The sequence below is a fragment of the Sphingomonas sp. CFBP 8760 genome (assembly GCF_014841615.1).
Lineage (GTDB): Bacteria > Pseudomonadota > Alphaproteobacteria > Sphingomonadales > Sphingomonadaceae > Sphingomonas.
Genome location: NZ_JACYUG010000002.1, coordinates 194,613 through 209,836 on the forward strand (window position 1 = coordinate 194,613; position 15,224 = coordinate 209,836).

Annotated in this window: 14 protein-coding genes; 5 read left to right on the forward strand and 9 right to left on the reverse strand. The window is 69.0% G+C overall.

The features are described from left to right. Positions 1 to 7: 7 nt before the first annotated feature. The 3 genes from IFT82_RS03820 to hppD all read right to left on the reverse strand — a co-directional run bounded on the left by IFT82_RS03820 (position 8) and on the right by hppD (position 2,862). Positions 8 to 328: a Rieske (2Fe-2S) protein gene (locus tag IFT82_RS03820; RefSeq protein ID WP_244646514.1), complete on the reverse strand. Its 321-nt coding sequence runs from the start codon at positions 326 to 328 to the stop codon at positions 8 to 10. Positions 329 to 390: 62 nt separating this feature from the next. Further along, complete coding sequence (gene hmgA / locus IFT82_RS03825; RefSeq protein WP_192124698.1) at positions 391 to 1,677, reverse strand: homogentisate 1,2-dioxygenase; 1,287 nt, start codon at positions 1,675 to 1,677, stop codon at positions 391 to 393. Positions 1,678 to 1,794: 117 nt separating this feature from the next. Further along, positions 1,795 to 2,862: a 4-hydroxyphenylpyruvate dioxygenase gene (gene hppD, locus IFT82_RS03830; RefSeq protein WP_192124700.1), complete on the reverse strand. Its 1,068-nt coding sequence runs from the start codon at positions 2,860 to 2,862 to the stop codon at positions 1,795 to 1,797. Positions 2,863 to 2,942: 80 nt separating this feature from the next. On the opposite strand from hppD, the gene IFT82_RS03835 reads away from it, so the two are divergent. From IFT82_RS03835 to IFT82_RS03850, 4 genes are all read left to right on the forward strand, one after another. Next, positions 2,943 to 3,407, forward strand: coding sequence for a MarR family winged helix-turn-helix transcriptional regulator (locus IFT82_RS03835; RefSeq protein WP_192124702.1), 465 nt, complete (start codon positions 2,943 to 2,945; stop codon positions 3,405 to 3,407). A gap of 37 nt (positions 3,408 to 3,444) precedes the next feature. Next, positions 3,445 to 4,305: an SMP-30/gluconolactonase/LRE family protein gene (locus IFT82_RS03840; RefSeq protein ID WP_192124704.1), complete on the forward strand. Its 861-nt coding sequence runs from the start codon at positions 3,445 to 3,447 to the stop codon at positions 4,303 to 4,305. 79 nt (positions 4,306 to 4,384) lie between these two features. Beyond that, positions 4,385 to 5,113 (forward strand): hypothetical protein, encoded by a 729-nt coding sequence (locus tag IFT82_RS03845; RefSeq protein ID WP_192124706.1) that lies wholly within the window; start codon positions 4,385 to 4,387, stop codon positions 5,111 to 5,113. 72 nt (positions 5,114 to 5,185) lie between these two features. Next, a complete protein-coding gene (locus tag IFT82_RS03850) occupies positions 5,186 to 6,937 on the forward strand; it encodes an aspartyl protease family protein (protein ID WP_192124708.1) in 1,752 nt (583 codons plus the stop codon). A gap of 24 nt (positions 6,938 to 6,961) precedes the next feature. Here IFT82_RS03850 and pncB read toward each other — a convergent pair whose 3' ends face one another. After that, positions 6,962 to 8,266 (reverse strand): nicotinate phosphoribosyltransferase, encoded by a 1,305-nt coding sequence (gene pncB / locus IFT82_RS03855; RefSeq protein WP_192124710.1) that lies wholly within the window; start codon positions 8,264 to 8,266, stop codon positions 6,962 to 6,964. Positions 8,267 to 8,384: 118 nt separating this feature from the next. Here pncB and IFT82_RS03860 point away from each other — a divergent pair, with 118 nt between their 5' ends. Continuing rightward, a complete protein-coding gene (locus IFT82_RS03860) occupies positions 8,385 to 9,452 on the forward strand; it encodes a biotin carboxylase (RefSeq protein ID WP_192124712.1) in 1,068 nt (355 codons plus the stop codon). 5 nt (positions 9,453 to 9,457) lie between these two features. Here IFT82_RS03860 and IFT82_RS03865 read toward each other — a convergent pair whose 3' ends face one another. From IFT82_RS03865 to IFT82_RS03885, 5 genes are read right to left on the reverse strand one after another with little or no spacing between them, the layout of a single operon-like run. Next, the gene (locus IFT82_RS03865; protein ID WP_192124714.1) at positions 9,458 to 10,117 is read right to left on the reverse strand and encodes an alpha/beta fold hydrolase; all 660 of its coding nucleotides are present in this window, start codon (positions 10,115 to 10,117) and stop codon (positions 9,458 to 9,460) included. Between the two features lie 19 nt (positions 10,118 to 10,136). Further along, complete coding sequence (locus tag IFT82_RS03870; RefSeq protein ID WP_342355038.1) at positions 10,137 to 11,180, reverse strand: AbrB family transcriptional regulator; 1,044 nt, start codon at positions 11,178 to 11,180, stop codon at positions 10,137 to 10,139. A 7-nt stretch (positions 11,181 to 11,187) separates the two neighbouring features. Then, positions 11,188 to 12,489: a CitMHS family transporter gene (locus tag IFT82_RS03875; RefSeq protein WP_192124716.1), complete on the reverse strand. Its 1,302-nt coding sequence runs from the start codon at positions 12,487 to 12,489 to the stop codon at positions 11,188 to 11,190. Positions 12,490 to 12,526: 37 nt separating this feature from the next. Further along, positions 12,527 to 14,047, reverse strand: coding sequence for an OprO/OprP family phosphate-selective porin (locus tag IFT82_RS03880; RefSeq protein ID WP_192124718.1), 1,521 nt, complete (start codon positions 14,045 to 14,047; stop codon positions 12,527 to 12,529). Beyond that, entirely contained in the window at positions 14,044 to 15,138 is a 1,095-nt protein-coding gene (locus tag IFT82_RS03885) for an ABC transporter substrate-binding protein (RefSeq protein ID WP_244646474.1), read from the reverse strand. The genes IFT82_RS03880 and IFT82_RS03885 overlap by 4 nt, the downstream gene beginning before the upstream one ends. Positions 15,139 to 15,224: the final 86 nt, after the last annotated feature.

Below are 15,224 nucleotides of genomic sequence, written 5' to 3' on the forward strand. Positions count from 1 at the left end.
GGGTGGTTCAGGCGACGGATGGTTCGGGCGGAGCGGCGGTGACGATCTCACCCGCCTCCACGGCGACCGGCCACGCCGTCAGGCGCTGACCCAGGCAAGGGCCGCCCACGCACAGGCCGTCCCCGATATCGAACAGTGCGCCATGCCAGCTGCAGGCGATATGATCGCCACCCGGCGTCAGATAATCGTCCAGCACCTGCGCCAGCGGGACGCCCGCATGGGGACAGCGATCGACATAACCGAACACCGCGTCGCCACGACGGACGATAAAGCCATGAAACCGGCCGCTGCGCATCTGCAGGACATAATTGCGCGCCTTGCCCGCCATGATCGCGTCCAGCGGGCCGAGGCGGACGCCGGCCGGGGTGGCGAAGACGCGATCGGTCGCGGTCACGGCAGCTGCGCCTTGGCGAAGCCGGTCCATACCCCGTCATAATCCAGCTGCATCGTCGGGGTCTCGGTCGCCCACCGCGTCGGGCGGACGGGGAACCGGGTCTCGAACATGAAGGCCATCGTATCGGCGATCTTCACCGGCGCCAGATCGGCGGCGACCGCCTTGTCATAGCTGGCGCGATCCGGACCATGGCCGTTCATCTGGTTGTGCAGCGACGCGCCGCCGGGGGCGAAGCCGCCCTCCTTGGCATCATAGGCGCCGTGGATCAGACCCATGAACTCGCTCATCACGTTGCGGTGGAACCAGGGCGGGCGGAACGTATCCTCCGCCACCATCCAGCGCGGCGGGAAGATCACGACATCGACATTGGCGGTGCCGGGTGTGTCGCTGGGGCTAGTCAGGACGGTGAAGATCGACGGATCGGGATGATCGAACGACACGGTGTTGATCGTGCAAAAACGTGTAAGATCATAACGATAGGGGGCAAGGTTGCCATGCCATGCCACTACGTCGAACGGACTGTGATCGAGCGTGGTCGCCCATAGCCCGCCCTGATATTTCTGGATCACCTGATGGGGGGCGTCGATATCCTCGAACCAGGCCGCCGGGGTTTCGACATCGCGCGGATTGGCGAGGCCGTTGGCGCCGATCGGGCCGAGATCGGGCAGGCGCAGCAGCGCGCCGTAATTTTCAAGCACATAGCCGCGCGCCCGTCCGTCGGGTAGGGCGACGCGGAACCGCACGCCGCGCGGAATGATCGCCAGATGGAGCGGCGCGATATCGATCCGGCCCTGCTCGGTATCGATCGACAGGCGTCCCTCCTGCGGCACGATCACGATCTCGCCGTCCGCCGAGAAGAACACCCGATCGGTCATGTCCGCATCGGCGGCGTAGAGGTGGATGGCGACACCGGTGCCCGTGCCGACATCGCCGTTGCCACCATAGGTGACGAGGCCGTCGATCCAGTCGGTCGGCGCGTCCGGCCAAGGCAGCGGGTCCCAGCGCAGGCGGTTGGGGCTGGGGGGCGTGTCGGTGAAGGGCGCCGATTTCAGGTGCGCGGCGCCCCGATAGGGGACGAACGCGGGATGGTTGGCGGTGGGGCGCAGCCGGTAGAGCCAGGCGCGACGGTTTTCGGCGCGAGGCGCCGTAAACGCGGTGCCCGACAGTTGTTCGGCATAGAGGCCGAAGGGAACGTGCTGGGGGGAGTTGCGGCCGATCGGCAGCGCGCCGGGAATGGCCTCGGTGGCGTGGTGGTTGGCGAAGCCGGTCTGATAGTCGGGCATGGGGGTGCTCCTTCGTCACGCCGGCGCGTCAGACGCGGCCAGGCCGCGCCTTGTGTTCCGGCCTGGCCGCGCTGGCCGGGTGCGCTTGCGCATGGTCATGCGCGCACCGGTGGATGCCTAGGCATCCACCGTGATGACGCCGCGCCGGATCTGATCCAGCTCGATGCTCTCGTACAGCGCCTGGAAATTGCCGTTGCCGAAGCCCTCGTTCCCCTTGCGCTGGATGATCTCGAAGAAGATCGGGCCGACCATCGTTTCGGTGAAGATCTGCAGCAGCAGCCCTTCCTCGCCGGCCGCGCCGTCGATCAGGATGCGGTTGCGGCGCAGGCGTTCCAGATCCTCGCCATGGCCGGGCACGCGCTTGTCGACGAGTTCGTAATAGGTCTCGATCGTGTCCTGCAACTTCACGCCGCGGGCGCGCAGCTTCTCGACGGTGGTGTAGATGTCGTCGGTGGTGAGGGCGAGGTGCTGGATGCCTTCGCCGTTATAGTCGCGGATGAACTCCTCGATCTGGCTCTTGTCGTCCTGGCTCTCGTTCAGCGGGATGCGGATCGCACGGTCGGGGGCGATCATCGCCTGGCTGAACAGGCCGGTCGCCTTGCCCTTGATGTCGAAGTATTTCTGTTCCTCGAACCCGAAGATCTGGCCGTAAAAGGCCGACCAGGTCCGCATCTGGCCACGGCGCACATTGTGGGTGAGGTGATCGAGCAGGTCGAGCCCGACATTGTTCTCGGCCTCCGCCGCCTCGGCACCGGGTACCGGCGTCCAGTCGTCGTAGAGCGAGCCGGCCGCGCCGTGGCGATCGACCAGATAGAGGTTCGAGCCGCCGATCCCCTCCAGCACATAACCGCCGCCGAGCGCGCCGCCCGTGGCATCGCCGGGCCTGGCGCCACGGGCGATCGCGGCATCATACGCGGCCTTCGCATCATGGACGCGGAACGCCATGCCGCTGGCGGACGGCCCATGATCGCGCGCGAAATCAGGAGCATGGCCGTCATGCCTGCGATTGAGCAGCAGGTTGATCCGCCCCTGCTTGTACCGCGTGACGGGCAGCACGGGATGAGTCGCGGCGGCGACGAAGCCGAGTTGTTCGAACTGGCGGGCAAGCGCATCGGGATCGGGCGAGGTGAACTCGGCGAACTCGAAGCCGTCGAGCCCCATCGGATTGACGTCCATATGGTCCATAACCGCTCCTGAAGAAGTATCAATCGTTACCGCTTATCTGGGCGTTTGCCGAACCGGTGTCAAATGATACGATGCCGCCAATGGCCCGACGACCGCTGATCCTGGACGACTTCATCCCCTACCGATTGTCGGTGACCTCCAACCTGGTCAGCGACACGATCGCGCGCACCTATGAGGCGTTGTTCGGGCTGACGATCCCGGAATGGCGGCTGGTGGCGGTGATCGCGGAGCGGGACGGGATCACGCAGCAGGCGATCGGCGCGACGACGCGGATGGACAAGGTGACCGTCAGCCGCGCCGCGATCGCGCTGGCCGACCGGGGGTTGCTGGCCCGCGTGGCCAATCCCGACGACCGGCGATCGCATCTGCTGCGGCTGACCGGACCGGGACATAAACTGTATGCGGCGGTCGCGCCGCAGGCGATCGCGCTGGAGCGGCGCATCTTCGCCGGCTTCGCGCCGGCCGAGATCGCTGCCTTCACCGCAATGCTGCGCCGGATCGAGGCAGCGGCGCTGGCGCTTGACGCGACCGGGGATGCGCCATGATAGCGGCACTGGCGATGCGAACGCTACGGGAGAGACGATGATGCAGGCGGAACACGCGCTGACGATCGGCGCGATGCTGGGTGAGGGGCCGATCTGGATCGGCGATGCGCTGTGGTTCGTCGATATCAAGGGCCAGCGCGTGTATCGCCATCACCCGGCGACCGGCGCGCTCGACCAGTGGGACGCGCCGGAGATGGTCGGCTGGATCGTGCCGGCGGGGCTGGGCGGGTTCGTCGTCGGGCTGAAATCGGGGCCGCACCGCTTCGATCCGGATACCGCGACGTTCAGGCGGATGACGACGATCGACGCGCACCTGCCCGCCAACCGGCTGAACGACGCCACGGTCGATTCCACCGGCCGGCTGTGGTTCGGCACGATGGACAATAACGAACTGGCCGTCAGCGGCCGGCTGTACCGCTGGGACGGGACGGCGGCGGTCGACAGCGGCGCCGATGCGGTGACGATCGCCAACGGCCCGGCGATCGATCCGTCGGGGACGCGGCTGTACCATGTCGACACCTCCGGCAAGCGAGTGATCGTGCATCCGCTGGCCACGGACGGGACGCTGGGCGCGGGGGAGGAATTCCTGCGGCTGGGCGAGGACGAAGGCTGGCCCGACGGGGTGATCTGCGATGCGGAGGGCGGCGTGTGGCTCGGCCTGTTCGGCGGCTGGCAGGCGCGACGCTACGCGCCGGACGGTACGCTGACCGATACGATTCACTTCCCCGTCGCCAACGTGACCAAGATCGCGCTGGGCGGCCCCGATGGCCGTACCGCCTGGGCGACGACCGCGCGGCAGGGGCTGGACGCGGCGGCGCTCGCCGCGCAGCCGCTGGCGGGCGACGTGTTCACGTTCCGCGTGGCGATACCCGGCCAGCCGACGGTGGCGATGGGGTAGGATACCGGCAAGATACCCGCCGCCTTGCCGCAACGACGATTCGCTGCGAGCATCGCGAAAACGACGGCGGGAGAGTGAGATGCGGGCGGCGGCAATACTGGCGGCGATGCTGGCGACGGGAGCGGGCGTCGCCGCGTTCGCCGCGGTGCAGCGCGATACGGCCCCGGCCCCAGCCTCGACGCCGAACCCGCGTGCGACGCCGCAGGACGACGGCATCCTCGTCCTCGGCCCGCGACAGGAGGACGATATCGTCGTCACCGGTGCCCGGCCGGTCATCCGTGGCGGGCTGTGGCGGTTTCGCCGGTCGGGCACGATGAACTACGGCGTGACCCCCGGCCGGTTCAGCCAGGCCACCTCGCTGCCGTTCAGCTTCCTGACGTGCCTGCCGGACGGCGAGCTGGAGGCCGCGTTGCGCCGGGCCAGCGGCGAGGGATCGTCGCTGATGAGCGATGCGCGGTGCAACGACCTGAGGCTGACGGTCGGCAAGGGACGCGTCGCGGGCAAGCGGATATGCACCGCCGGACGTGCGGGGCAGCGGGTGGCGACGGACATATCGGGCCGATACGACACCCGGCAACTGGCGATCACGTTCACAGCGGAGGCGTTGCATGACGGTTATGAACGGGGTGGCGGACCGGACTGGAATCCCGAGCGGGCGAAGGGATATCGCTGGCAGGCGGTGGCGGTGCGCGAAGGCGACTGCCCCCAGTCGCCGGTCAGGAACCAGCGCAACGCGGAGGAAGTGGTGCCGCTGCTGTTCACCCCCGGCCTCGACTATCTGGCGTTCGACACCATGGCGAGGGATTGAGGCCCCATGGGCCGATTGCCTTCCTCGCGGCGATTGGCGATGATCGCCCGCAGATAGAACGGGGGAGGCGGGATGCGATCGACGATGGGGGCGGTGCTGGCGTCGATGCTGCTGGCACCGGTGCCGGCCGTGGCGGCGTGCAAGGTATCGAGGATTCTCGAACTGCCGGTGACGATGGCCGGGCGACGGCCGATGGTCACGGCGCAGCTGGGGGGGCGGGACGTGCGCTTCATCCTCGACAGCGGTGCGTTCTACAGTACCATCTCACGCGCCAATGCGGCGGAGTTCGGCCTGAAGGTGTCGGCGATGCCGCCGCAGTTCCGGGTGAAGGGGATCGGCGGCGATTCCACCGTCGGTGCCGCCGTCACGCGCGACTTCACGCTGGGCGGCGTGGCGATCCCGAAGATATCATTCATCGTCGGCGGCAGCGATACCGGCACCGCGGGCCTGCTGGGCCAGAACGTCCTCGGGCTGGCGGATGTCGAATATGACCTGCCGCACGGCGTCGTCCGGCTGATGAAGACGACCGATTGCGGCAAGGCAAACCTTGCCTATTGGGCGGGGGACAAGCCGATGACGATCCTGCCGCTGATCGAGCAGGCGCAGAGCAATTTCAATCCGCATACCATCGCCACCGTGGAGCTGAACGGGCGCAAGATCCGCGCGCTGTTCGATACCGGGGCGCAGACATCGCTGCTGTCGCTGGAGATCGCGAAGCAACTGGGCGTCACGCCGACCTCGCCGGGAGTGGTGGCCGCCGGCATGGGCGGCGGGCTCGGATCGCGACAGGTCCGTTCGTGGTACGCGCCGTTCGAGCGCATCGATCTGGGCGGCGAGGTAATCCCGAAGCCGAAGATCCATATTGCGGAAATCGATCTGGGTCGTGCCGACCTGCTGGTGGGCGTCGATTTCTTCCTGACGCACCGGGTGTTCGTGTCGAACGCCACGAACCGGATGTTCTTCACCTATGAGGGCGGGCCGGTGTTCGGGCTGACGCCCACAGGCGCCCGCGACGTGGCCGGCAAGGCGATCGACCTGACCGACAAGGCGGCGCAACCGACCGATGCCGCCGGGTACAGCCGGCGGGGCGCGGTGCTGCTGTCGAACCGGCGGGTGGCGGAGGCGCTGGCCGATCTGGACAAGGCGGTGGCGATGGCGCCGGACGAGGGCCGTTATTTCCACCAGCGCGCGATGGCGCGACTGGCCGACCGCCAGATGCTGCCCGCGCTGGCCGATCTGGACCGCGCGATCACGCTGTCGCCCACCGATGCCGAGGCGCGGCTGACGCGGGCGAGCCTGCGGATCGCGGGGGGTGACCGGGAGGGGACGAAGGCCGATCTGGCGGCGGCCGATGCCGCGCTGGCGCCGTCCGCCAACGGCCGGCTGGCCCTGGGCGCGATGTACGGCCGGGTCGACATGCCGGCTGCCTCCGCCGAGAATTACGGACAATGGCTGCGTACCCACCGCGACGACGGCAAGCGCGGCGACGCCCTGAACGGCCGGTGCTGGGCGCTGGCGCAGATGGGCCGCGATCTGGACATGGCGCTGGACGATTGCAACGCGGCGCTGAAGCTGTCGCCGGGCAATCCCGCCTATCTGGACAGCCGGGGGCTGGTGCGGCTGCGGCGGGGCGAACTGGCGGCGGCGCTGGCGGATTACGATGCGGCGCTGAAGATCAGGCCGCGCCAGGCCTGGTCGCTGTACGCGCGCGGGATCGCCGCCGCCAAGGCGGGGCGGGCGGACGAGGCGCGGGCCAATCGAGCCGCCGCGCTGGCGATCGATACGCGGATCGGCGAACAGGCGAAGCGGATCGGGCTGGAATGACCGGACGCGGAACCGGGCGCGCGGTCAGACGGTGACGGCGCTGGCCTGTCGCCCCGCCTCGCCGAACACGCGCAGGTAACGGGCGATTTCGGCCGGGTCGCCGGTGGCCTTGGCGGGATTATCCGACAGCTTGACCGCCGGGCGGCCATTGGCACTGGTGACCTTGGCGACGAGCGAGATCGGCTCCAGCCCGGTGGTGCCGTCGGGCGCGCAACCGCGGAAGTCGTTGGTCAGGTTGGTGCCCCAGCCGAAGCTGGTCCGCACCCGTCCGTCGAAATGGCGATAGGTCGCCTCGATGGAGCCGACATCCATCCCGTCCGAGAAGATCAGCAGCTTGCCCGCCGGATCGCGGCCGTGCGCCTGCCACCAGCGGATGATCTCGTCCCCCGCGGCAATCGGTGGCGCGCTGTCCGGGCGGAACCCGGTCCAGTCCGCCACCCAGTCGGGCGCGTCGGCGAGGAAGGCGGCGGTGCCGAACGCATCCGGCAGCGCGATCAGCAGGTTGCCGCCATAATGCCGCCGCCACTCGTCGAGCACGCGGTACGGCGCGGCGCGCAGTTCTGCGTCGTCGTTCGCCAGCGCGGCGATCACCATCGGCAGTTCATGGGCGTTGGTGCCGATCGCCTCCAGGTCGTTGTCCATCGCGAGCAGGACGTTGGAGGTGCCGATGAACCGGTCGCCCAGCCCCTCCTTCACCGCCTCCACGCACCAGCGCTGCCACAGAAAGCCGTGGCGGCGGCGGGTGCCGAAATCGGACAGGACCAGATCGGGCAGCGCGCGCAGCCGCTCCACCTTGTCCCACAGCCGGGCCTTGGCGCGGGCATAGAGGACGTCGAGCGTGAAGCGCCCCATGTCGCGCATCGCCGCGCGCGACCGGAGTTCGTTGACGATGGTGAGCGCGGGGATTTCCCACATCGTCGTGTGCGTCCACGGACCGGCGAACTGCAGTTCGAACTGCCCGTCGACCCGGCGCAGATCATAGTCGGGCAGCTGGAAATCGGCGAGCCAGGCCAGGAAATCCGGCGCGAACATCCGTTCCTGCCCGGCGAAGCTGTTGCCCGCCAGCCAGATCAGCTCCTTCTTGGCGAAGCGCACGGTGCGGGCATGATCCAGCTGGGCGCGCAATTCCCCTTCGTCGATCGTATCGGCGAGCCTTACCGTGCGGCTACGGTTGATGAGGGTGAAGGTCGCCTGCACGTCCGGATAGAGATGCCGGATCATCTGGAGCATCAGCAGCTTGTAGAAATCGGTGTCGAGCAGGCTGCGGACGATCGGATCGAGCCGGAAGCCATGATCCCAGGTGCGGGTCGCGATGTCGGTGACAGCCATGTCGCCCTTTTACCCGGCGTGATCGGCGGCGGAAGAGGGGATATCCGCCCGCCGGGTTGCATCGCCACCCAGCGGGTTCATAGACGATGATGCCATTAACCGTTTGGGAGATAAGGATTTGACGTCGACACCGGTCGCCATCCTCTATCAGGCGCTGCCGCCGCCGATCATCGACGGGCTGCGCAAGGACGCCAAGCCGGGCGGATATTCCGATGGCGGCGCGGATATCGCGGTGGCGTTGCGCGACGCCGGGCGGGCGGTGGTGACTCCGGTGGCGAACCCCGATCCGGCGCGGGCGCTGGACTGGGTATTCCCCGATACCGGCGCGGGCATCGCCGCCGCGCTGGCGGCGGGGGCGGGCATGTTGTGGGCGAACACGGTGCTGTTCGAGGGGCATCCGCTGGAAGACGTGATCGGCCGGGTCGGCATCGTCGGCCAGACGCCGGCCGCGATGCAGCGGTTCGACGACAAGTTCGATACCAACCGGGCATTGACGGCGGCCGGCCTGCCGGTGGCGGCGTCGTTCCTGCTGTCCGCCACCGCGCGGGACGGGGTACGGGGACTGGACGACCTGCCCGGCATGGCGCTGTCGTTTCCGGTGATCGTGAAGCCGGTGCGCGGCCGGGGCAGTCAGGGCGTGACGCTGGTCGACGACCTGTTGGCGCTGCGCACCGCGGCGGCGCGATTGCTGGACGAGGCGACGTTCGGCGACATGCTGATGGTGGAGGAATATCTGGCGGGCGAGGAGACGACCGTCACCGTCATGCCGCTACGATCGCCGCTGCCCTCCGGCGAACGCGGCGATGCCCATTGGGCGTTGCGGCCGGTACGACGGTTCGATCAGCGCAACGGCGTCGCGCCCTATAACGGTGATGTGCCGGTGACCCGCAACAGCGCGGCGATCGGCACGGAACGGCTGGCAGAGGAACCGGTGCGGGCGGTGATCGCCGCGTGCGTCCGCGCCGCCGCGCTGGTCGAGGCGCGGGCGGCGATCCGGATCGACTGTCGCGCCGGCGGGGACGGCAGGTTCAGGCTGTTCGATCTGAACATGAAGCCGAACATGACCGGACCGGGGCGGCCGGGCCGCGACGATCAGGATTGCCTGTCGGCGATCGCCGCGCGGGCGGACGGATGGTCCTATGCCGATCTGCTCTGTGCGATGCTCGATGCCGGGTGGACCGACTGACCCGGTCAGCCATGGGTCAGCCAGTCGCGCAGCAGCGCGGTCACCTCGCCCGGCCGTTCCATCGGGGCGAGGTGCCCGCATGATCGCAGCAGGTGGAAACGGGCGCTGGCGATCCGGGCGCTGAGGGCGCGGGCATCGTCCGGCGTGCAGATACGGTCGCGATCACCGACCGCGACCAGCGCGGGCACACGGATCGCGGCGATCGCGTCGCTGATGTCGGGGCGGGCGAGCAGGGCGCGCTGCTGGCGTTCGAATACGGCGGGGCCGACCCGGTCCGCCATCGCCTGTGCCGGACCGCTGACGATCGCGGACAGGCGGGGATCGGCATGGGGCGCGGTGGCGAGCATCCCCTGACCGCTCACCGTGCGGGGGCGCATGTCCATCGAATCGCGGGTGCCGAACAGGGCGATGCGGGTGATCCGGTCGGGCGCCTGCCGCACCATTTCCATCGCGACGTATCCACCAAGGCTGACGCCCGCGACCGCGAAGCGCGGCGGCGCATCGGCCAGCACGCGCGCGGCCATGCCGTCCAGCGTATCGTCGCGCGACAGGTCGCCGAATTCCGGTTGGGCGAGGCGGGACAGATCGACGATCTGGCGCGCCCATAGCTGCCCGTCGCACCCCATGGCGGGGAGCAGGACGAGGGGGGTGGGGGAACGGTCCATGCGAGGTCTCCGGAAGCGATCAGGGCGAAGGGGGCGGGCGGAAGGCGAAGGGGGCACCGATCAGCACCAGCACGACCCGGGTCAGGTGGTGGACGATGACGAAGGCGGGTTCGAGCGCGAGGCTGAGGGAGACCATGCTCATCTCCGCCAGCCCGCCGGGCGAATAGGCGAGGACGAGCAGCACCGGATCGAGCCCGGTCGCCGCGGCGATCCCGACCGCCCACAGGACGGTGAGGACGAGCAGCAGCACCGTCGATCCGGCGGCGAGCAGCAGAGTGCGGAACAGCGCGCGGATCGTCATACCGACGAAGCGGCAGCCGATCGTCGCGCCCAGCCCGACCTGCGCGGCGGCAAGCGCCCAGGCGGGGATGCGGAAATCGGCGATGCCGGTGGCATGGACGACCGCCGATACCGCGAGCGGCCCGACGAGGTGCCACGCCGGCAGCCGCAGCAACCGCCCGAGCGCGAGGCCGACCACGACGCAGCCGACCGACCAGCCGAGCAGCGCGAGGTTCGCGACATCGCCGTGGACGACGGTCGCGGCGGCGGGCGGTGCCACGGGCGTGGCGACGAGGCGGATCAGGAAGGGCAGGGTGAAGACGACGAGGAAGATGCGCGCGCCGTGGATCAGCCCGATCGTCCGCTCGTCCGCGCCGCGTTCGGACCCCATCACCACCATCTCGGCGATGCCGCCCGGCATCCCGGCGAAATAGGCGGTGACCGGATCGAACTTCGCGACCCGCCGGAAATAGGTGACGCAGACGAACGCGGCGCTGGCGAGGAAGGCGGGCAACAATATCAGCGGCACGATCCAGTCGCGTGCCTGACCGAACAGGTCGGGGCGGAAGCTGCTGCCCAGCACCACCCCGATCACCGCCGCCATCGGTCGCCGCGCCGCCGAGGATGCGGCGACCGGCAGGCCGGCGATGCTGGCCGCCGCGCAGGCCGCCATCGAACCCAGCACCCAGGGCAGGGGGGCACCGATCGACCGGAACAACACGCCACCCGCCGCACCGACACCGAGCGCGGCGAGGAAGCGGAGGATGGCGGCAGGGTCCTTCACGGGCAGGTCAGGCGACGAACGGGAAGGCCAGCGCGATCATCCCGACCAGCGTCATCACCAGACAGACCAGCGTGGCGGGGATCAGCGTGAATCGCTGGTGATCGGCCAGATCGATGCCGACGAGGCTGACGAGCAGATAGGTGGAGGGTACCAGCGGGCTGAGCAGGTGGACCGGCTGGCCCATCAGCGAGGCCCGCGCGATCGCCTCCGGCGCGACGCCGTAATGCGCGCCGGCTTCGGCGAGGATCGGCAGCATTCCGAAGTAGAAGGCGTCGTTGGAGATGAAGAAGGTGAAGGGCAGGCTGAGCGCGGCGGTGATCGGCGCCATGTATGGCCCCATCGCCGGCGGGATCACGCCGACCACCGCCTTGCTCATCGCCTCCACCATGCCGGTGCCGCCGAGGATGCCGGTGAAGATGCCGGCGGCGAAGATCAGCGAGACCACCGCCAGCACGTTGCCGGCATGGGCGGAAATCCGCTCCTTCTGGTCGGCGACGCCGGGATAGTTGACGATCATCGCGATCGCGAAGGCGATCATCATCAGCACCGACAGCGGCAGGATGCCCCATACCAGCAGCGTCAGCAGCGTGACGACGAGGGCGGCGTTGAACCAGATCAGCTTCGGGCGACGCGCCTCGGGATATTGTGACACCGCCATGCCGGTGAATTCGTCGCTGGCGGTGATCCCCGCCTCGCCCATCCGCAGCCGTTCCTTGCGGCCGAAATAGATGGCGAGGCCGATCAGGAAGGCGAGGCCCGCGATCATGCCGGGGATCAGCGGCAGGAACAGCGTGGCGGGATCGAGCTTCAGCGCGCTGGCGGCGCGGGCGGTGGGACCGCCCCACGGCGTCAGGTTCATGATGCCGCTGGTCGTCATCAGCAGGCAGACGAGGTACAGCCGGTTCATGTCGAACCGCTTGTAGAGCGGCAGCAGCGCGGCGATCGTGATGATGTACGTCGTCGACCCGTCGCCATCGAGGCTGACGAGCGCGCACAGCACCACGGTGCCGATCAGGATGCGCATCGGGTCGCCATGGACCAGCCGGATCAGCCGGCCGACCAGCGGATCGAACAGGCCGGTATCGGTCATGGTCGAGAAGAACAGGATCGCGAACAGCAGCATGACGCCGGTGGGGGCGAGGTTCTTGATCCCGTCGATCATCATCGGGCCGAGGCCGGCGGCCTGACCGGCAAAGACGCCGAAGATCGAGGGGATGACGATCAGCGCGACCAGCGGCGTCATCTTCTTCGTCATGATGAGGGTCATGAACGTGGCGACCATCAGGAAGCCGAGCAGGGCGAGATTCATCGCATCGTCCTTACAAAAGGGCGGAAAGGGGAGATCATCAGAAGGTGACGCCGACGCGCGCGCTGAGCGTCTGGCCGCTGTCGTCGCCGGTGAAGGCGCCGGCGCGATTGTCGGTGTTCCACCGGATCGCGTTCACCTGGAACCGGGTGAAGCTGTTGAGGTACCAGTTGACGCCCAGCGTCGCGGCCCAGCCCTCGCCGCCGGTCAGCAGGCTGGTGTAATCCAGATTCTCGTAGCGGGCGGTCAGTTCGATCGCGCCGACGCCGCCGTCGAAGGTGGGCTTCAGCACCTGCGGCTGGCCGAAGCTGCCGAGGCGGGGGTTGTAGGGCGGCAAGTCGCCGGTCAGGAAGAAACCGCCCGACAGGCTCCACGCCTTGCTGACGAAATCGGGACGGCCGGCATCGAGCCGCGCGTTGCGGCGGCCCGCCTCGCCCATCACCCACAGCGGCCCGCGATAGCCGCCGACCTCGATCCCGTAGCCGGTGGTGCCGGTGCCGCCGGTCAGCGTGCCGCTGCCGACGCGGAGCGCACCGTTGAAGCGGCCGCCGATCACGGTGTTGCGGGTCAGCGTGGTCGCGACCGAGGACAGCGATTCGTCGAAGCCCCAGGCGCCGAGGTGGAGCACGCCGGTATCGGTCTTGATCGGGTTCCAGTGCGCGCGCGCCAGCACGGTGCGGCTGTCGCCGACATTCTGCACGCCGTCGATCCGGTCGCCGGTGAGGGTGACCGAGGCGTGGCCGGTCTTCCAGAACAGGCGCGGCATCACGCCGATGCCGTAGAAGCCGCGCTGCGGGATGATCGCGGTGGCGACGGTGGTGCGTTCGAGGAACGGTGTCGAATCCGACCCCGTCGAGCCTTCGAAACTGCGATCGTTGAACAGGTGGCCAGCGCGTACATCCCAGTCGAGACCGGGCCTGATCCGTTCGCGCCAGCCGACGAACGCGGTGACGACATCGACCTCGTTCTCGGAGAAATCGGATTCGAACTGGTAGAAGAAGTGCGTGCCGACCCCGCCTTCGAGGCCGAGGCGGAGCGCGCGCATCCCCGTGGTGGTGATGTTGCGGCCGTCATATTTCGACCCGAAGCTGGAACTGACATCGGTCAGGATGCGGCCACGCGGCTTGAAGGTGTAGACGCCGTCCGCCGAGTGGAAGACGGGCAGGCCCGCGCCCCATTCGGTGGTGAGGCCGGACGGATTGTCGCGCGCGGCGATGGCGCGGCCGACGTCGCGGTCGGCGGGGCCGGGGGGCGCGAGTTGCGGCGCGAAGGGTTCGGTGCGCCGCGACTGGCCGGACTGCGCGACTTGCGTCGCCGGCGTAGCGGGAGCCGGTGCCGCCGTTGCGACCTGTGGCGCAGCGGGATCGACCGCGCGGGCGGGATCGGCCTGCGCGACGGTGGCGGCGCCCTCCAGCCGGTCGAGCCGGGTCTTAAGCGCCGCGATCTCGGCCGCCTGCGCGCGGACCAGCGCGGCCAGATCGGCATCGGTCGGCGTCTGGGCCAGCGCCGGGGTGGCGGCGATCAGCGCCACGATGGCGCAGCCGGTACGGAAGAGGGTCATCGGTGTTGGGCTCCGGTGGCGAGGATCGCGGTCCAGTCGCGCAGGAAACGCTGGCGCTTGACGCGGTCGAGGTTGACGAGAAGCTGCGGGCCGACCCGGATCGGCCGGGTCTGGGCAGACGGCAGGCGGCGGGCGCGCACGTCGGTGCGCACCGGCCACAGGCTGCGCGCGGCGAGCAGCGTCTGCCCTTCGCGCGACAGCAGGAAATCGAGGAACAGCTTGGCCGCGGCGGGATGCGCCGCATCGTGCGCGACGAACGCGATGCGCGAGGTGACGATGGTATAGTCGCGCGGGAAGGCGACACCGATGCGCGGATCGGTACGCGCCCGCTCCAGCGCGTAGGAGCCGATCACGTTATAGGCGATCGCCTGCCGCCCCTCCGCGACCGCGCGCAGCATCGGTCCGGTCGTCAGCGACAGGACGGGTTTCGTCGCCGCGATCGCCTCCAGCAGCGACCGGGTGTCGCGGGTGGTGGCGAAATCCTCCGACAGGTAGAGATAGCCGACATTGGAGCGGGCCGGATCGAACGTCGTCACCCGGCCGGTGAAATACGGGCGCTGCTGCCGGAGCAGCGACTCCAGTGCGGCATGGGTGCGGGGCACGCGGGCGGCCGGCACCAGCCGCTTGTTGTAGACGATGCCGATCGGCTCCGCCGTCACGCCGAAGCCCATGTTCTTCCAGACCGCGGTCGGTGGCAGCGCCGGTTTCTCCGGGCTGGCATAGCCTTGTGCGAAGCCGTCGTTGATGAGCTTCACCTGCAGGTCCATCGCCGACGACCAGACGAGATCGGCGGACGGGCGGCGCGCCCGCGTCTCCGTGACGAAGCGACGATAGATCTCGGTGGAACCGAGATCGGCGTACAGCACGGTGATGCCGGGATAGCGGCGGCGGAAGGCGGCGACGACCGGCATCATCTCCGCCCGGTCGGCATTGGCGTAGATGCGGACCTGCCGTTCCGCCCGGGCGTCGGCGATCAGCTGGTCGTAGGAACGCGGATAGCCGGCGGGCCGCTGCGCCAGCGCGGGCGTGACCGTCACGGCCATCGCCATCATCGCCGTGATCGGCCTGATACGGGAAACGGGGGTCGGCATCGGCATCTCTCCTCGCCCTCCGCGTCTCCGCTCGGATGGGCTTGTCGGCGGGATAGGCGGCCAAGCTGTCAGCAGCCTTTCACGCG